14 protein-coding genes are annotated in these 17,177 nt (G+C 69.3%); 7 read left to right on the plus strand and 7 right to left on the minus strand.

Annotated features, from left to right (window positions below; all coding sequences use genetic code 11):
* Positions 1-119: 119 nt before the first annotated feature.
* From C4313_RS00735 to C4313_RS00750, 4 genes are read left to right on the plus strand one after another with little or no spacing between them, the layout of a single operon-like run.
* Positions 120-362, plus strand: coding sequence for a hypothetical protein (locus tag C4313_RS00735; protein ID WP_352427962.1), 243 nt, complete (start codon positions 120-122; stop codon positions 360-362).
* Positions 362-1,132 (plus strand): ABC transporter permease, encoded by a 771-nt coding sequence (locus C4313_RS00740; RefSeq protein ID WP_503012432.1) that lies wholly within the window; start codon positions 362-364, stop codon positions 1,130-1,132. Before C4313_RS00735 ends, C4313_RS00740 begins: the two co-directional genes overlap by 1 nt.
* Complete coding sequence (locus C4313_RS00745) at positions 1,129-2,343, plus strand: FAD-dependent oxidoreductase (protein ID WP_352427964.1); 1,215 nt, start codon at positions 1,129-1,131, stop codon at positions 2,341-2,343. Before C4313_RS00740 ends, C4313_RS00745 begins: the two co-directional genes overlap by 4 nt.
* Positions 2,270-2,812, plus strand: a complete 543-nt coding sequence (locus C4313_RS00750; protein WP_352427965.1) for an FAD-binding protein — start codon at positions 2,270-2,272, stop codon at positions 2,810-2,812. Before C4313_RS00745 ends, C4313_RS00750 begins: the two co-directional genes overlap by 74 nt.
* 282 nt (positions 2,813-3,094) lie before the next feature.
* Here the strand turns inward: C4313_RS00750 and C4313_RS00755 are convergent, their stop codons facing one another.
* From C4313_RS00755 to C4313_RS00785, 7 genes are all read right to left on the minus strand, one after another.
* Positions 3,095-9,040 (minus strand): Ig-like domain-containing protein, encoded by a 5,946-nt coding sequence (locus C4313_RS00755; protein ID WP_352427966.1) that lies wholly within the window; start codon positions 9,038-9,040, stop codon positions 3,095-3,097.
* Positions 9,041-9,083: 43 nt separating this feature from the next.
* Complete coding sequence (locus C4313_RS00760; protein WP_352427967.1) at positions 9,084-9,752, minus strand: hypothetical protein; 669 nt, start codon at positions 9,750-9,752, stop codon at positions 9,084-9,086.
* Positions 9,753-10,526, minus strand: coding sequence for a mechanosensitive ion channel family protein (locus C4313_RS00765; RefSeq protein WP_352427968.1), 774 nt, complete (start codon positions 10,524-10,526; stop codon positions 9,753-9,755).
* A gap of 11 nt (positions 10,527-10,537) precedes the next feature.
* Positions 10,538-11,368 (minus strand): hypothetical protein, encoded by an 831-nt coding sequence (locus C4313_RS00770; protein WP_352427969.1) that lies wholly within the window; start codon positions 11,366-11,368, stop codon positions 10,538-10,540.
* A 19-nt stretch (positions 11,369-11,387) separates the two neighbouring features.
* A complete protein-coding gene (gene smpB, locus C4313_RS00775; RefSeq protein WP_352427992.1) occupies positions 11,388-11,858 on the minus strand; it encodes an SsrA-binding protein SmpB in 471 nt (156 codons plus the stop codon).
* Between the two features lie 98 nt (positions 11,859-11,956).
* Positions 11,957-13,345: a DUF8689 domain-containing protein gene (locus tag C4313_RS00780; RefSeq protein WP_352427970.1), complete on the minus strand. Its 1,389-nt coding sequence runs from the start codon at positions 13,343-13,345 to the stop codon at positions 11,957-11,959.
* 105 nt (positions 13,346-13,450) lie between these two features.
* On the minus strand, positions 13,451-14,446 hold the full coding sequence (locus C4313_RS00785) for a prenyltransferase (RefSeq protein ID WP_352427971.1): 996 nt from the start codon (positions 14,444-14,446) through the stop codon (positions 13,451-13,453).
* Positions 14,447-14,536: 90 nt separating this feature from the next.
* Here C4313_RS00785 and C4313_RS00790 point away from each other — a divergent pair, with 90 nt between their 5' ends.
* From C4313_RS00790 to C4313_RS00800, 3 genes are read left to right on the plus strand one after another with little or no spacing between them, the layout of a single operon-like run.
* Positions 14,537-15,568 carry an alpha/beta hydrolase family protein gene (locus C4313_RS00790; protein WP_352427972.1) on the plus strand — a complete coding sequence of 344 codons (1,032 nt, stop codon included), beginning with the start codon at positions 14,537-14,539 and terminating at the stop codon, positions 15,566-15,568.
* 4 nt (positions 15,569-15,572) lie between these two features.
* The gene (locus C4313_RS00795; RefSeq protein ID WP_352427973.1) at positions 15,573-16,073 is read left to right on the plus strand and encodes an NUDIX hydrolase; all 501 of its coding nucleotides are present in this window, start codon (positions 15,573-15,575) and stop codon (positions 16,071-16,073) included.
* Positions 16,073-17,176 carry a sensor histidine kinase gene (locus C4313_RS00800; RefSeq protein ID WP_352427974.1) on the plus strand — a complete coding sequence of 368 codons (1,104 nt, stop codon included), beginning with the start codon at positions 16,073-16,075 and terminating at the stop codon, positions 17,174-17,176. The genes C4313_RS00795 and C4313_RS00800 overlap by 1 nt, the downstream gene beginning before the upstream one ends.
* Position 17,177 lies beyond the last annotated feature (1 nt).

A 17,177-nucleotide genomic window follows, 5' to 3' on the forward strand; every position in this document is an offset into this window, starting at 1 on the left:
TGGGTTACTACTGGGTTACTACAAGGAGGAAGGGCTGACAGCGGAGCCGCCGCGTCTGTTCCGCTCTTGGTCCTAGATCGTCGAAGCTTTCCAGGCCCGGCAGGTCAACCTGGCGCCCTATGCGCATCGATTTCCAACCCTATCCCTATCCCTATCCCTCCTACATGGCCCGGCTGGTCCTGGCTTTGCAGGAAACCCAGGTGGAGGGAGATACCGCTTTCCTCCGGAAGTTGACGCCGGACTTGGCTGCCCGGGACCTGGTGGACGAGGGGCTTGTGCGGGAGGCCCTTGCGCAGATGGGCGGGCCGCGCGCTTTCGGACAGCCTGAGGATCTTCAGCGCCAGGAGGTGATCGAGCCATGATGCGCTCCCGGCGCCTGTGGCGATCCAACGCTGTCCTGCCAGCCCTGGGCGTTGTTTGGGCGCTGGCTCTGTGGTGGCTGGCCACCCTGCCCCTGCCAGGTCGTTCATCGCTGCTGGCTGAGTTCGGGCCGGGACCGGCCCTGGCCGCCCTCGCTCGCATGGCCCAGGACGGCACCTTGCTGCACCACAGCCTGATCAGCCTCCGCCGGGTGCTGATGGGGCTGGCGCTGGCCATCGGGATCGGCGTGCCCCTTGGGCTTCTCAGTGGCTACGTGCGTGGCCTGGAGCGGACGACGAGCCCGGTTTTTCAGTTCTTGCGCACCATATCGCCCCTCTCCTGGATGCCCATTGCCATCATGGTCTTAGGCATCGCCGACCGCGCGGTGGTGTTCTTGGTCGCTGTAGCAGCCGTTTGGCCGGTGCTGCTCAACACGGCCGCAGGGGTGCGGACGCTGGACCGGGGTTGGCTGTGGATCGCCCGGAGCGTGGGCGCCCGGCCAGCGGAGATGCTGGTGCACGTGGCCCTGCCGGCGGTGTTGGGCCATCTGGTGAGCGGCATCCGGTTGGCCACCGGTGTGGCTTGGATCGTGCTGGTACCCGCTGAGATGTTGGGTGTCACCAGCGGCCTGGGTTACCTGGTGTTGGACACCCGCGACCGTCTGGCCTATCCGGAACTGGCAGCCTCGGTGCTCGCCATCGGCTCGCTGGGGTTCCTGATGGACGCGGCTGTGCGGGCCCTGGAGATCAAACTGGGATGGGCGGGAGGATGAGCCTAGCACATTACCCTCGGGGGGAGCTAGTAAGCGACGTGCTGGTGGTGGGCGGCGGCCTGGCCGGCCTTGTGGCCGCTTGGGCAGCCTTGCGGAGCGGCGCCCGCGTGGTGGTGGCCTGCAAGGGCTATGCGGGCGCTGATGGGGTCAGCCCCTTTGCGGGCGGCGTCGCGCTCTATCTGTTGCCGGAAGACGACATGGAACGTTTCCTGGACGAGCACGAGCAGGCAGTGGAGGGTCTGGTCCATCGGGAGGCTGTGTGTCGGGTGGCTGAGGCCAGCGCCCGCTTGTGGCAGGAGCTGGGCGCGTTGGGTGCCCCGTTGGAGCACACGTCGGAGGGAGGGCTGCGGCGCCGCTGGCTGAAAGTAGGGAGCCGTATCCATGTTCCCCGGCTGGCTCTGGAGAGCGTGGGGCTGTTGCGCTTCCTCCGCCGGTTGGTGCGTCGGTCAGGGGCTCAGATCGTAGACCATGCATGCCTCACCGCGCTGCTTCCCTCCCCCCAAGGCGGGGTGGCGGGGGCCGCCGGGTTCCTCCGCCAGCGCGGGTCCTTGCTGGCCATCCGTGCCCGGGCGGTGGTGTTGGCCGCGGGTGGGTGCGCCTCGCGGGGCGCCCATATGGGTGTCCACTCCGCTATGGGGGAGGGATATGGACTGGCCGCGGAGGCCGGAGCCGCCCTGGCCGGCATGGAGTATTGTGTGAGCTACATCGCCACCTGCAGTCTCTTCGACAGCCACGGCCAGTGCGTGCTGGCCGCCCTGGGCGGCCGCTTCCGCAACCGTCTGGGCGAGAACATCTTGGAACGGCATGGGGAGCCCGATCCCGCCCCCACCCAGCGGCTGGCGCTGGCCATGCTGACCGAGATTCGGGAAGGCCGCGGCCCCATCTACTTCGACTTGCGGGGGATCTCCGAGGCCGACCGACGTCGCTGGGAGACGGACTTCCCTTTAGTGGCCAAGGGACTGGCTCGCACTGGCGTGGATGTGTTCACCCAGCCGGTGTCGTGGATCCCCCGCTTCACCGGCTCCATCGGTGCCGGCGGGGGCGTGTTCGCCCGCTCCCTCTCCGGCGACACCACCGTCCCGGTGCTGTTCGTAGCGGGAGACACGGCCAGCCGTCTTCCGGTGGTGGGTGCCGGCAATGGCGAGCGGCTTCTGGGCCGGATGCGCCGCTGCCCGCCGGGCCCGGGAGGTCCCACCCGATGGGCTCGATGAGACCGAGATCGCTGCGGCCTGGGAGGCCGCCCTGGCCCCCCTCCGGCGGGAGCGAGGGCCGGACCCGGTGGAGATCCTGCGGCGGCTCCAGCGCCTGGTGGTGGATCCGGAAGTTAACTTCTTCCGCAGCGGCCCGGGCCTGGCAGCGGCCCAAGCCCGGGTTGAGGAGATCTGGCAGGATGCCGGCCGTGCCCGGGCTCTAGATGGGCATCGGCTGGCCCAATGCCACGAGGTGCGGCACGCGGCCTTGACCGCCCACGCCATGTTCGCCGCCGCCCAGGCCCGCCAGGAAACCCGCGGCTGGCACCGCCGGCTGGATTTCCCTCAGCGGGACGATGCCCGCTGGCGGCGCTGGACCCTGGCCCAGCCGACGTTGCCCCCCGGAGGGCTGGGCTGGACGCTGACCACGTTGGAATACGAAGACCAAAAGGTTTTCCAGCCCTGCCCGTTGGGAGGCGAAGCCTCATAATCCAGTGGGTGGATGCCCAGCGCTGCATCGGCTGCACCTTGTGCGTGTAGGTGTGTCCTTTGGACGTGCTGTGCATGGACCCGGATCCCCAGAGGAGGTCGGTGGCGCGCATTGTCTATCGCGACGACTGCCAGACCTGTTTCCTCTGCGAAGAGGAATGTCCGGTAGACGCCATCTACGTGGCTCCTGATCGAAGTCCGCTGCACGCGGTGTGGCCCTGGCCCGCGGCTTCGCCCGAGCAGACCCCGACCATCTCAGGGAGCTGATCCGCCACGGGGTCGCTTACGGGGTGATCTCGAATAACGTCCCCTCGCTCTGGCCGTAGATCTCGGGGAAGTAAAAGGCGTAGGCCCGGGCGGGGCGCGTCCGGAACCGACCCGCCCAGCCGGCCCGGACCAGATAGGTGTATTCATAGGTGCCCGCGGGGAGAAACTCGGCGAAGAGGGCCGCCCGGTCGTCATAGAGGGCTGCATGCCCGAACCACCACCAGCCCCATCCGCCGTAGCCCCCGAAGGGATCCTCCGCATTCCCCCGCTCGGGCGTCGGCGGCCGGCCCGCCTGCGGCGTGGTCTTCAGCGAGGGGTCCAGGGCTTCCATCCCCGCCGGGTAGGGATCCTCCAGCACGAGATGATGAACCGAGCGGGGGACCACCAGGGTCAGACGGACGGTCAGGACCTCACCGGCGCGGGCGGTGGTCACCGGGGTGCAGGCTTTGCGCCGGTCTTTCAAACACGGGTCGTCCAGCCGCAGATACTGGCGGAAGACGGTCAGGCCCCGGGACCGCGGGGCGATCCGTTCCACCGGTTCCTCCAGACCCAGGTGGATCGTGTAATACAGGACGCCGGGGCCCTCGCTCCGCGAGAAGCGCACCGCGTTGCCGACCTCCCGCCGGAGCGCCGAGAGGTTCTGGCGCAAGACCACCGTCTCGGCGATCCGGTCCGGCGTGACCGCTCCGGAGCCCAGGGATCGGTCGTTCAGATCCACACTCCAAGTGTAGTTCCCCCTCAGTTCCCCGGTTTGGGCCATCCACTCGGTCAGGGCCAGGAGCGCCCAGGCCGTCTCCTGGGTGGTCTCCCAGCGATCGGCGTGGCGGGCGGCCATCAAGCCCCGCACCGCCGATAAGGCCAGCGGGTTCCCTGGCTCCCGCCGCAGCAGGGCCAGCAGGGCGATGGCCGTGGTCCGGGTGTCGGTGCTCCAGTTGAAGTCGTCCACGCCCCGCTCTTCCCACCAGGCGCCGGTGGCCGTGACCTGAGCCTTCTCCACCAGATCGCTCATCAACGTCTTCACCAGCGGATGGTCGGGCTGAACCTTGCCGACCGCCATCGCCAGGAGGGCACGGGCGTAGAGGGCCAGGTGCTCCTTTTGGGCCTCCCAGAGGGCCACGCTCCGGCCCAGGTCCCCGGCCCCAGCCTCCGCCATGGCAAAGAGCATGAAGGCCTGCCGGTTGGCCTCCCATTCCGCCAGGTCGCTCGGCGCCTTCAGGGCACGGCGCAGGAAGGCCACCCCCCGCTCCACCACGTCCCCAGCCACCGGGAAGCCGGCGGCCCGCGCCTGGGCCAGGGCGAAGACCACATACGTCGTGGTGAGGGGATCGCTCTCCATCGAGGTGAACCATCCCCATCCGCCATCGGCGCGCTGGCCGGTGTAGAGCTTCTGGAGCCCGATGGCGATCTGCCGCCGGAGGTTCTCCTCCAGGCCCGGCCGGGACAGGCCCAGGCGCCGCAAGGCCTGGTAGGCGGCCACGTTGGGCAGGAAGCGGCTGACGGTCTGCTCGGTGCATTCGAATTCGAAGTGCTCCAGCCAGGCCAGGCTCTCCAGGGTCGCTGCCGCCAGGGAGGGCGCCAGCCGGATCGTCATCGCCCCGCCCACGACCTCCGGCTCGGGCGGCAGGGCCACGATCTCCTCTCGCGTCCCAGCTCCCTCCAGCATCCCCCCCGCCGCTACGGTCTCCAGGCCCACGGAGCGCAACACCGGGACGGTGCCGTCCGGCCGGGCCAGAGTGGGCTTGGTGGCGTCCCGGAGCCCCCCGCCCTCGGCGAAGAAGGTCAGGTCCACCGCGTCCACCCGGTCCACCACGCCGGTCCACTCGAATCGCGCCGCGGCCCCGGGCCCGATGTCCCCCCGCTGCTCCGCCGGCCCTTCGAGGGTGATCCCCTTGGCCGCCAACCGCACGGCGACCGGGAGGGGCCGATCGGTGTTGTTGTGGACGGCCGCCCCCAGCACCACGCGGTCGCCGGCCACGAAGAAGCGGGGAACGCTGGGCCGGATCAGCAAGTCTTTGGTGCTGCGGACGTCCAGGGTGGCCTCTCCCACCCGCGTCTCAGGGGTCACCGCTTTCGCAGTGATGCGCCACGTGGTCAGATTGTCCGGCAGGCGCACGGAGAAGACCGCCTTTCCCTCCGCGTCGGTCTGCAGGGTGGCGTTCCAATAGGCGGTGTCCGGGAACTCCTGGCGGATCTCCCCGAAAGCCTCCGCCGCGCCGCCGCCCCCGCCCTTCCGCTCCCGGGCGATCCGCAGGGTGACCCGGTTCACGTTGTAGATCAAGGAAGTGCTGGTGGCGATGGACAGGCTCCGTGGGTGGTAGAAGGCCTCCAGGATCGGCGGGGCGTTGGGATCCACCAGGGCCAGCACCGAGGCGTCCACCACCGCCACCGCCACCTCCGCCTGGACCGGGCGCCCGTCGACGTCGGTGGCCCGCAGGGTCACGGTCATGGTCTCCCGCGGTCCGTAGTGGGCGCCGGCGGCCACATCCCGGTCCGGGGTCAGCGTGATCCGGAGCCGCTGGCGCTCGGCCTTCACCCGGAGGTTCACCGTTCCCATCTTGAAGGCCGGCGCGGGCTCCAGACGATCCACCCCCTTGATCAGGATCACGGAGAGGAAGACGTTGGGCGCGTCCGCCTCGGTGAGGGGGATGGAGAGGGTGGGGGCGTTGCCCTCCAGCGTCCGCACCTCCGCCCGCCGGATCCGGCCCCGCTCCAGGGTGATCAGGGCGGTGACCGTCCCGGTGAAGGGGGAGGGGACCAGGACGGTGGCCGTGTCCCCGGGGGCGTATTCCCGGCGATCGGCCACCAGCTCCAGCCGGTCGTTGTTCTCCTGTCGCCAGGCCACCGCGCCCCGCCCCGACACCCACACGAACTCGGCGCTCCGGATCCGGTGGCCTTCCGCGTCCTGTCCTTCGGCCTTCACCACATAGGTGCCAGGCTCTGGCGGGACGAGGGCGATCCGTCCAGACCCCTGGGCATCGGTGCGGAGCGTCCCACTGACCACCGCCGTGTCGCTGTAGGTCCACGTCCACAAGGGCCCCTGTTCGGTCTCCTGCATCACGCTGAACCACTCCCGCCGGTAAGCCGTCCACGAGAGGGGGATCTCCCCCAGGGGCCGGCCCTCCCAGTCCACCGTGCGAACAGTGAGGGTGAGGGGCTGGCCCGCCTCGCCCACGTAGCGCTCGGCCCGCAGCCCGATGTAGAACCGCCCCGCGTGGACCACCGCCTCAGTCCGCCCGGCCACCAGGTTGTTGTTGAGATCGGTTACCCGGGCCTCCAGGATGATCACCTGGCTGTCGGCGCGCTTCCCCAGGTCGGCCGGCATGCGGATGATGAAACGCCCCTGGGCGTCGGTGGTCCCGCTCCCGCTGGCGATCTTCTCCTCCCCCTCGCCCTCATAGGCGCTGTAAGGGTCGAGGTCGGCCCAGGAGAAGGCCTCGAGACCGGGTGGGCTGAACCGGTAAGGGCGGGCCCGTGCCGTCCACTCGACCGTGGCCCCAGCCGCCGGGGCGCCGAAGTAGTAAGTGGCCTGCAGCAGCGCCTGGAGGGTCTCCCCTGCCAGATAGGCCGGCCGGTCCGTGGCCAGGGAGACCTGAAACTCGGGCCGGCGGTAGGCGGCGACCAAGAAAGAGATGGTGTGGGCGTAAGGGCCGGGCGGGAGATCAGCCATGAGCGTATAGGACCCCAGGGGCGCGTCTGCCGCCAGCGGGAAGTCCCCGTGGGCCGTCCCGAAAGCGCCCACGGGGAGGGTAGCGGAATACACCTCCCGGCCCTCCGGGTCCACCAGGCGGATCGGCAGGGTGCGGCTCGGCGGCAAGGTATAGCGGGCGTCGTCGTCGGACCGGACGATGGCTTTGAAGCGGACCGTCTGGCCGGGCCGATAGATCGGCTTATCGGTCTGCCAGTAGACCTGGGAACGGGCCGGCTCGTAATCGGCTGGGAAGCCGAAGGCCCACGGCTCGATACCGTCGGACCAGGGGCTGGCGGCGAGGCCGAAGCGGCCGCCGGGGCTCCCGGCCACGGCGATCCGGAAGCGCCAGACCGGGACGGGCTCGCCCCACGTGAAGCGGGCGATGCCATCGGCGTCGGTGGTCGTGGTGCCCAGGCCCTGGAGCGGGCCTTCCTCAGGGCGTCCCAGCAGCGCCACGGGGATCCGTGGGACCGGGCGGCCCGTCGCCATATCGGTCACCCAGACCAGGGCCTCCTGGGGGCCGACCTTGAGGACCACGTTCAGGTCCACGGCGGCCAGCAGATAACGGGCCGGCGGGTCCATGGAGACGCCGGGCGGCTCGATGGCCAGGTGATACATCCCGGTGGGCAGGATGCGCCCGGTCCGCCCGGCGAGGTTCACCCGGCTCAGCATGATGACATCCGTGATCACTTCCGGCACGGTGAAGGCCCAGCGGGCGATGATCTCCGAGGGCGAGGGCAAGTACTCCCGGACCCGATAGGGCTCGTGGGTCAAGGAGATGAACGTGCCCAGGTCCAGCCGGGCAAGGGCGAAGTCCACCCGCTGGAGGTTGCGAGTAGAGAGGAAGGCCGCCGTCTCGGTATAGGTTCCGATGACGGCGAAGGGTTGGTGAGGGACGCCGAGATTCAGGTAAGCGATGGGATCCAGATGGTCCACCGTGAAGGTGAAGGTGTGCCGACGGTCCAGCCGGTTGCCGTAGCGGTCGACGATGTCCGGCTCCACCGTCAGCGTGTAGGTCGCGCCGGGCTGCCACGGCCCATACACAGAGAAGCGACCCGAGGTGGGATCCCACGTGGTGAAGATGCGGGTGAGGGAGATCGGCGGCTCGAAGCGCAGGTTCGGCGCGATGGACTCGGGGCGGATGAGGCCCGAACTGAAGACTAGGTCGATGCTGGCGTCCGGTTTCAGTCGGTGCGGCGGGGTGGGCAGATCCGTTTGGACCAGGCGGGGATAGGACGGTGTCGTGAAGGCCCAGGCCACGGGGCCCTCCAGGGTGGATCCGGAGGGGGCGGCGGCGCGGGCCTCCAGGCGCACGAAGTAACGGGTTTCCAGTTTGAGAGGCGGGTCCGGCCGGAAGATCATCGTCTGGCTGATCCACTCGAAGCGCCCGGGGAGGGCCGGTCCGTCCTCGGCGCCTTCCCGCAGCGTGAAGGCCTGCTCCACCGAGGACCGATCCATCTCCATGTTGAACGTGATCGAGATGGGGGCAGAGCGATCCAGGTCCATATGCCGGCCCCGCCCTGGAGCATAGGACCGGACCATGGGGCGTCGGATGGTGAAGGACCAGGTGTAATCCTTCTCCAGGGAAACCCCGCTCAGGTCCTTCAGGCCGGCGACGACCCGGGCGGTGTAGGTGCGGCCGGCCGCCCATGCTCCCTGAGGCTGGAAGGTGTAGATGCTGGTGTTGATCCAGCGCCCGGTCCCCTGGATCGGGGGGTCGAAAGCCAGGGGGTGCGGCAGGGCTGCGGCCTCCCTCTCGCTGCGCAGCGGGACCACCGGGCGGTTGAAGATCACGGTGACCGGGGAACGGGGATCGACATCCCGGGCGTCGGGCTCCGGCAGGACCGCGCTCACCTTCAAGGGGGAGGCGGTTTGGAACCGGAAGATCACCGGGCGGGCGAGGGCCTGCCCGTTGCGGGCGCGGGCGTTCTCCAGGCGGACCTCGTAGATGGTCTCGAGTTTCCATGGGGCCTGGGGGAGGAAGCGCAGGACGCGGTCCCCCGCCTCCCAAGCGAAGCGGCCGGCCACGGCCGGGATCACCCGGAGGTTGGCCTCCACCGAGGCCCGATCCATCGGCTCGCTGAAGACCAGGCGCAGGGGCATCTCCGGGGTCACCTCCTGGCCAGGCTCCGGTGTGCGGCTGACCAGGACGGGCGGAAGCCGGGAGATCACCGGGGTCGGCGTGGGAAACGGCGCCGGCCGGCATGCCTCCAGGATCAGTACCAGCGCCGTCAGCACGCCGATCTTTTGGAAAAACAAACGGACTGAGCGCATCGGTTCCCCCCTTGACCATCGACGATCGTCGATGGCTGCGCGGCTACCAGCGGCGCTTCCAGTCGAAGACGTATTGGCCGGCCTGGTTGCAATCACGGTGATCGATCACCACGGCCGGCGAGAGCGGGCGCGGGTTGCCGGGGCTCTCGATGATCTGGATGACGAAGCGGAAGGGCTTGTGGTAATCCTTGGGGTCGAGCGGCGCGAAACCCCACAGGCCCGGGGCCCGCCCGCCGCTCTGCTTGCGGTCGGTCAGCACGAAGTTGGCGTTCCCGCTCTCATCCAACCAGTAGAGGGTCAACTGATACCACACGCCATTGATCGGGTTGCCGGCCGCGTCCCGGATATAACCCTCCACATAAACCGTCCCACAGTTGGGCGCCTGGTTGATGGAGGTGGGATAAAAATCGAAGGCCGGGGTCGGGGTCGGCGCCGGCGTAGGGGTCGGCCGCGGGGTCGGGGTGTAAGGCGGCCGGGTCCGCGTGGGCGTCCGCGTCGGGGTGGGGGTCTCGGTCGGCGTGGGCGTGAAGGTCGCCGTCGGCGAGGGGGTGATGGTCGGTGTGAAGGTGGGGGTCGCGGTCGGCTGTGGGGTGCGGGTCGGGGGGAAGGTCGCCGTGGGCGGCATCTGGGCCGCTCCGAAAATCCCCCCCTGGCATGCGGCTGCCAACAGGGCGCTCAGCACGACCGCGACGCCGGCGGTTCTCGGGCGCATTCAGGCCTCCTGGCGATGGATCGGCGAGATCTCCAGCGTCCTTGCCGCTCGTATCAAATGATACCGCAAGCGCCGGGCGGCTGTCCAGCGGGCGGCCGGGTGAACCGGGATCTCGAACCGCACGACGAAGGCGGTCTCGCTGATCCCCTCCACGCCGGCGATCGTCAGGGGGCCTCGCCCACTTCCGGCGAGGGTCTCGTCCTGGGCCATGGCCGCCTCGGCTTCGGAGCGGATCGCCTCCACATGCTCCCACGGGGTCGCCCGGGGCAGGGGGAGATCCGCGGCCACCCGAGCCCAATCCCGGCTCAGGTTGCTGATCACCCCCAGCATGCTGTTGGGGATGGCGTGCAGGGTGCCATCGGCGTCCCGCAGGTAGGTGGCCCGCAGCGTGATGCGCTCGACCGTTCCGCCGACGCCGGCGGCGTGGATCACCTCGCCGATCCCGAAGGGCCCTTCCAGGACCAGGACCACCCCGGCGATCAGGTCGCGGATCACGCTCTGGGCGCCCAGCCCGAGGATCACCCCGACGATCCCGGCCCCGGTGAGGAGCGGCCCCAGGTTCAGGCCGAACAGGTCCAGGGCGATCAGGAAGGCGACGGCCAGGACCAGGGCGCGCAGGAGGCTCCGCCCCAGGGAGAGCAGGGCCTCCAGCCGCCGCGCCCGCTCCGGGTCCAGCCCCGGCGGGCACAGGCGGTGGATCTTTCCGGCGGCCCACCAGGCGACGCCCACCAGGGCGAGGAGGAGCACCAGACGGAGCCACAGGTCCAGACGCATCCCCGCTCCGCTCACCAGACGGCGTCCGGGAAGGTGCAGACGCCTGCGTGGTGGCCGATGCGCTTATACATCGAGACGCCGTCGAAGGGCTCCCCCAGGATGCCATCATAGATGGCCCAGGAGCGTCCACGCACCGTCCGCTCCATGCCGGGCTGTCGGAACGGCGTGGACCCGTCCAGGCGCCGGTAGAGCACCCCGCCCGGCTGGAACTCCCGATGGATCCACTCCATTTTCGAGCGTCCTTGGATGTAGCCGCAGCCATAGCGTTCGAAAAGGATGGCGGCGTGGTAGGCCAGGGGCTCCACCAGGAACATGTCGTGGCCCAGGCGGCGGACGAAGGTCTCGAACAGTGGGAGCATATGTTTGGTGAGCCGCAGCCCGCGGCGGACCTGGCCCGGGGCCAGGCCGAACCGCATCGCCGCCACCTCGGCCTCGATGTTGCGGCGCACCGTCCCGTATTTGGTCGGCCGCCCCTGCCGATCCCGGTCCACATCGAACCGCGGCGAGTCCGGATCGTTGGTCATCAAGAGCAGGACGATGATGTGGTTGTGCAGGGTCTCGGCGAAATGGAGATAGACCAGCGGGTCCTGATCGTCGGCGCGCCGCCAGATGCGGATCTCCACAGCCGCGCCTCCCGGGGTGGCCTCGATGCGGACCAGCGGGCGCCCCATGGCATCGCCCAGGGTGACCGGATCGATGCCGTAGCGTTCCAGGAGGAAATCCGGGATCAGGGTCCGGTAGACGGCGAGCCGGTCCGGCTCGGGGAGACGGTTGATCTCCCGCACCGAGGCCAGCGGCACCCCGTTCGCCACGAACCGGTCCGCCTGGATTTCCACCAGCATCCTGCTTTCCTCCGGCGGCTCAGCCTTTCTCCCGCAGGGCCCGCTCGATCTCCCGACGGGCCTCCCGTTCGGCGATGGCCCGCCGCTTCTCGTATTGCTTTTTGCCCTTGGCCAGGGCGATCTCCACCTTGGCGAAGCCCCGGGCGTTCAAGTAGACCTTCAGGGGGACGATGGTGTAGCCCTTCTCCTGGGCCTTCCCGATCAGCCGGTTGATCTCGTGGCGGTGGAGCAACAGTTTGCGGGGCCGGCGGGGATCCGGGTTGTCCCGGGAGGCCGGCTCATAGGGGGCGATGTGCACGTTCATCAACCAGAGCTCGCCCTCCCGGGGCAGCACATAGCCTTCCCGCAGACTGATCCTGCCGGCCCGCACCGATTTGATCTCGCTCCCGGTCAGGATGATGCCGGCCTCGAAGGTCTCCTCGATGTGATAATCGTGATAGGCCTTCGGGTTGGTGGCCACCACCCGCCCGGGCTGGGCTTTCTTGGCCATTGGGAACCCTGGGGACAGAAGGATGCGCCGCCGCGGGGCGCCCGCCATGATTCTAGCTCACGACCCCCTCTGGGGGAAAGTCCGGCGGGGGATAGGCCCTAGGCGGGTCCGGAGGGCTTGGCCGGCGCCGGCGCGGCGGGGGGCGCGCCCAACTCCACGAAGTAGGCCTCGCAAGCCCGGTCGATGAGTTCCTTGTTCAGGACCGGGGCCACGTTGAAATACGAGGCGATGTCCTGGATGTGGGCCAGGAGATCCCGGGCGTGGACGGCCCGCAGGGGGCGCCGGCGTTTGACATACCATTCCTGGAGCAGGTAGATCAGGGCCTGCTCATCGTAAGGGATCCCACGGGCCTGGCACTCCCGGCGGAAGATCTCCCGGAACTCCGCGGGAGTGGGATCCGGCACCTCGATCTTGTGTCGGATGCGCCGCAGGAAAGCCTCGTCCACCAGATCCCGTGGGTTCAAGTTGGTGGAGAAGAGGATGAGGACCTCGAAGGGGATCTCGAACTTCTGGCCGGTGTGCAAGGTCAGATAATCCACCCCTTTCTCCAGGGGGACGATCCAGCGGTTGAGGAGGTCCCGGGGCCGCACCTGTTGCCGGCCGAAGTCGTCGATGAGGAAGATGCCCCCGTTGGCCTTCATTTGCAACGGCGCCTCGTAATAGCGGCTCACCTCGTTCCATGTCAGGTCCAGCATCTCCAAGGTGAGTTCGCCACCGCTGACGATGAAGGGCCGTCGGATCAGGATCCAGCGGGCGTCGGCCGCCGCCTTCAGCATACCAGTCCCGCCGGGCCGATCGTTGGGGAGGAGCTCATGGTTCACTTCGTCGAACACCTTGATCACGAAGCCGCCGACCTCGACGGCGTAGGGGATATAGAGCGGGCCCTGGAAGATCCGCCGCCCGATGGCCTCGGCGATGGAGGTCTTCCCGTTCCCCGGCGGCCCGTAGAGAAAGATGGAGGTCCCGGAGTTGATGGCCGGGCCGATCTTGTGGAACACCCGATCGTTGAGGACCAAGTGGGCCAGGGCCTGGCGCATCAGCCGGGGGGTTACCCGCACGCCCTTGTGGGACTGCCGGCGCATGCCGGCGGCGTAGGCGTGAAGGGGCACTGGGGATGGGCCGGCATACTGGCTCCGCTCCAGGGCCTCGCGGGCCCGGTCGCGCCCCCGCGCGGTCAACGCGTATTGATAGGCCTGCTCGCCCACCCCTCTTGACCCCTGGACTTCCACCAGTTGTTCCCGTTTCAGGAACTCCAGGATGGCTTCCGTCACCCCCGTGTAGGGCAGGCGCAGGCGATCAGCCAACTGGCCGCCGGTGAGATAGCCGGCGTTGTAGAGGATCTTGAGCGCCAGGTCGGCGAGGAAGGTGAGGGACAGGCCGGTCTCCTCTAGAGAGCGGGGCACCGGCGGGATGAACCCCATCCCGGCGGCCGGGGTCGGCCCCGGAGCGGTGGCGGTCCCTGCGGGCGTGCTGGCCGGCGTGCTCATCTCCGGGTTCTCCCCATAGGCTGTGACTCTATTTTACGCGGCGATATGGGATCCTCAAGGTCTCCCCCTTGGAATATACCGAACACGCCCCCCGGCGTGTTCCCCTCAACGGGGGAAGGGGATCGGGACGATGAGGTTCAACAGCAGCCCGGCCAGGAACAACGCCCCGGCGCGGCGGTTGAACGTGAAGGCCCACGACACATACCACAGGGGCCAGACCGGGTAGCCCGGCGGTGGGGCGGCCGGCCGCGGCCGGGCGTAGGTGCGCAGCACGGTGATCAGGCGGGGGACCCCCAGGAGGGTCAGCAACAGCCATGGACCCATGATCCGGGCCGCGACCAGGCCCAGGACAGCCAGGTAGAAGGCCACCATCAGGCCGGCGTTCAGCGCCCGGGCGGCCCGCTCCCCGAGGAGGACCGGCAGGGTGCGGATCCCCTGGGCGCGATCCTGTTCCAGTTTGTCGATGTGCTTCCCGATGAGCACCGTGGCTACCAGCAGGGCATAGGGCAGCGACGCCGCCCAGACCCAGCCGGGCAGCATCCCTGTGGTGGCATAGAAAGTGCCGCCGATCATCAGCGGCCCCCACACCAGGAACACGCCCAGTTCCCCCAGGCCGATCCGCTTGAGCCGCAGGGGCGGCGCAACATAGAACACGCTGATGAACAAGCCCGCCAGGGCGAAGGCCAGGATCGGCCAGCCCCGCAGCGCGGTCAGGGCCAGCGCGATGAGGGCGTCGAGGGCGTTCACCACCAAGATCGCCCGCAGCAACTGGCCCCGCGTGACCAGCCCGGAGAGCACCGGGTGCGGCGCGTATTGCGCCCGCACGTATTCCGGGGTGTCCAGTCCGGTCTCCAGATCGAAGTAATCGTTGATCATGTTGTTGGCCGCGTGGGCCAGGAGGAGCCCGACGGCGGCGAGCAGAAAGGGGATCGGCTCGAACCGGCCGACGGTGACGGCCAGTAGGCCCCCGATGGCGGCGGAGATCAGCGTCATGGGGAACACGCAGCAACGGACGACGAGCAGCCATCGGGATACCGGGTCCATGGGCCGATCGGCCGAGAGGTTGCATGTGCGGTAGATCTCCAGCCAGTTGCGCCACATGTCCCTTCCTCCCAGGACAGGGTTGCTCGGCAGGCGCTTCGTATATATTATCCTTTCGGATCCACCCGGGCCGGGAAGGGGGAAGAGGACGTGCGGCGGAGGCTGTTGGTGTTCGGCCTCATCGGGATGGCGGTGGGCGGTGGGGCCTCCGGCTGCCGGCGGGCACTCCTCCCGCTGCCGACGCCGACAGCGGTCCCGCCCGTTCCTCCGCCGGCGACCGTCCTGCCCCTGCGGGCCACCTCCACACCGATGCCCACGCCGACCCCGGATCCCTACGCTGGGCTCACGGTGGCGGATCTGCGGCGGCGGACCTACGGGGGAGGGGCCCTTGAGGTCCGGGAGCTCCTAGCGGTCACCCCGGCCTTCACCCGAACCCTGATCGCCTACCCGAGCGATGAGCTGACGATCTACGGCTTCATGAACATCCCTCGCGGCCAGGGCCCCTTCCCCGTGGTGATCGTGCTCCACGGCTACGTCGACCCGGCGCGGTATTCCACCCTGGCCTACACCGCCCGCTACGCCGATGCCTTCGCCCGGGCGGGCTTCCTCGTCTTGCATCCGAACTACCGGAACCATCCACCCTCGGACAAAGGGCCCAACCTCTTCCGCGTGGGTTACGCCGTCGACGTCCTCAACCTCATCGCCCTCCTGCCGACCCTTCCGATGGCCCGGCCGGAGGCGGTGGGGCTGTTCGGCCACTCGATGGGCGGCGGGATCGCCCTGCGGGTTTTGGTGGTGAACCCCCGCGTGAAGGCGGCGGTGCTTTACGGCTCCATGAGCGCCGACGAGCGCAAGAACTTCGAGCGCATCCTCCAGTGGTCCGGCGGACAGCGGGGGCGGGAGGAACTGCGAACGCCGGAGGAGGACTTGCGCCGCATCTCGCCGGCTTTCTATCTGGAAGACATCGTCGCGCCGATCCAGATCCACCACGGTGGGTCGGACACGATGGTGCCCCCCGAATGGTCCCGCGACCTGTATGAGCGGCTCCGGGCCATGGGGAAGACGGTCGAGTTGTTCATGTATCCGGGCCAGCCCCACACCTTCGCAGCCGGCAGCGAGGCGGAGCGCCTGTTGCTTCAGCGGGCCATCGCCTTCTTCCGTGCCCATCTCGGAGGGCCATGAACCGATGGGACGCGCAGATCAAGGGGCTTCGCCGGAGCGCTGGGCGGTGATCCCTCGGGTGCTCTGTTTCCTGTTCCACGGAGACGCGGTGCTCCTGATGCGGCGGTCGCCGACGAAGCGGATCTGGCCCGGGCGCTACAACGGCCTGGGCGGGCACGTGGAGCCGGGGGAGGATCTCCGGACGGCGGCCCGGCGGGAGATCGCGGAGGAGGCCGGTCTGGAAGGGGTGGACCTGCGCCTGGCCGGGACGGTGCTGATCGACCCCGGGGAGGCCCCCGGGGTGATGCTCGCCGTCTTCGTTGGGCGCGCTCCGGGGCGGGCCGTCCGGGAGGGCCCTGAGGGCGCGCTGGAATGGGTGCCGCTGCATCGGGTGCCCGAGCTGCCGACGGTCGCCGATTTCCCGGTCCTCTGGCCCCGGGTGTTGCGCTTCCTGGAGACGGGGGAGCCGTTCTTCCTGAGTTACCGCTACGACGAGGAGGATCGCTGGGAGGTCCGGGAGGGATGATGGCGATGGAGGCGCGATGGCTGGAGGCGCTGGAGGACCTGGGAGAGCGTCTGCGCAACCGCCGGGAGCCGTCGGCGGTCCGGGAGGTGGCCCTGGGATGGGCGGTGGAGCGAACCGGCGCTGTGGACGGCGCCTTCCTCGTTCGGGCGGCGGAGGGATGGCGCTGTTTGGCCGCCTGGAAGGACCCGGGCTTTTGGGGCCGTCCCTGGCCCTTGCCAGAGGTCCTGGAGGGCGGCGCTCCTGTCCTATGGCGTTTGTCCGAGGAGGCCGTGGCCTTCCTCGCGCTCCCGCTGGGCCGAGGGACCGAGTGGCTGGGGCTGCGGGGGGTGCCAGCCCTCGAGCCGGCTTCCGGGTGGCGGGCGGCGGGCTGGATGATCGCCCTCGCCCTGCAGGCGGCCCTGGAGCGGGAGGCCCACAGCGCCTTCTTCTCCACTGCCGTCCATGAACTCCGCCTCCCCATGACCAGCATCATGGGCTACGCTGACCTCCTGTTGAAGGGGCTGGGGGGGGCGCTCACCGAGAACCAACGGCGTTTTCTGGAGACCATCCGGGCGAACATCGACCGGCTGGCTGGGCTGGTGAGCGATCTCTTGGAGATCTCCCGCCTCGAGGCGGGGCGGCTGCGGCTGCGGATCGAGCCGGTGGATCTGGCGGAGGCGCTTGCAGAGGCAGTGGAGCGGATCCGTCCCCAGGCCGAGGCCCGGGGGCATCGCCTGACGGTGGTGGTGGCGGAGGGCCTTCCGCCGGTGGCGGCGGATCGGGAACGCCTGGTCCGGATCCTGATCAAAGGGCTGGACAACGCCGTCAAATACACACCTCCCGGCGGCGAGATCCGGGTGTGGGCCGATGGGGGGGCGGAGGGCGTGGTCTGCGAGATCCAAGACACCGGTATCGGCATCCGGGAGGAGGAGCAGCCCTCCCTGTTCACCCCCTTCTGGCGCTCCGAGGATCCGCGGGTGCGGGAGGTGCCCGGGTTCGGGCTCAGCCTGACGGTGGCCCGGGGCGTGCTGCAGGCCATGGGGGGCGAGATCGAAATCCACAGCCGGCCGGAGGCCGGAACCCGCCTGCGCCTCCGCCTCCCCCCGGCCGGCTTCCTTCGTTGAG

The sequence above is a fragment of the Thermoflexus sp. genome (genome assembly GCF_040289485.1).
GTDB lineage: Bacteria > Chloroflexota > Anaerolineae > Thermoflexales > Thermoflexaceae > Thermoflexus.

Bases quoted from the DNA above. Each gene is read 5' to 3' on its own strand.
- C4313_RS00735 (WP_352427962.1), top strand. From the start codon at position 120: ATGCGCATCGATTTCCAACCCTATCCCTATCCCTATCCCTCCTACATG.
- C4313_RS00740 (WP_503012432.1), top strand. From the start codon at position 362: ATGCGCTCCCGGCGCCTGTGGCGATCCAACGCTGTCCTGCCAGCCCTG.
- C4313_RS00745 (WP_352427964.1), top strand. From the start codon at position 1,129: ATGAGCCTAGCACATTACCCTCGGGGGGAGCTAGTAAGCGACGTGCTG.
- C4313_RS00750 (WP_352427965.1), top strand. From the start codon at position 2,270: ATGGCGAGCGGCTTCTGGGCCGGATGCGCCGCTGCCCGCCGGGCCCGG.
- C4313_RS00755 (WP_352427966.1), bottom strand. From the start codon at position 9,040: ATGCGCTCAGTCCGTTTGTTTTTCCAAAAGATCGGCGTGCTGACGGCG.
- C4313_RS00760 (WP_352427967.1), bottom strand. From the start codon at position 9,752: ATGCGCCCGAGAACCGCCGGCGTCGCGGTCGTGCTGAGCGCCCTGTTG.
- C4313_RS00765 (WP_352427968.1), bottom strand. From the start codon at position 10,526: ATGCGTCTGGACCTGTGGCTCCGTCTGGTGCTCCTCCTCGCCCTGGTG.
- C4313_RS00770 (WP_352427969.1), bottom strand. From the start codon at position 11,368: ATGCTGGTGGAAATCCAGGCGGACCGGTTCGTGGCGAACGGGGTGCCG.
- smpB (WP_352427992.1), bottom strand. From the start codon at position 11,858: ATGGCCAAGAAAGCCCAGCCCGGGCGGGTGGTGGCCACCAACCCGAAG.
- C4313_RS00780 (WP_352427970.1), bottom strand. From the start codon at position 13,345: ATGAGCACGCCGGCCAGCACGCCCGCAGGGACCGCCACCGCTCCGGGG.
- C4313_RS00785 (WP_352427971.1), bottom strand. From the start codon at position 14,446: ATGTGGCGCAACTGGCTGGAGATCTACCGCACATGCAACCTCTCGGCC.
- C4313_RS00795 (WP_352427973.1), top strand. From the start codon at position 15,573: ATGGGACGCGCAGATCAAGGGGCTTCGCCGGAGCGCTGGGCGGTGATC.
- C4313_RS00800 (WP_352427974.1), top strand. From the start codon at position 16,073: ATGGCGATGGAGGCGCGATGGCTGGAGGCGCTGGAGGACCTGGGAGAG.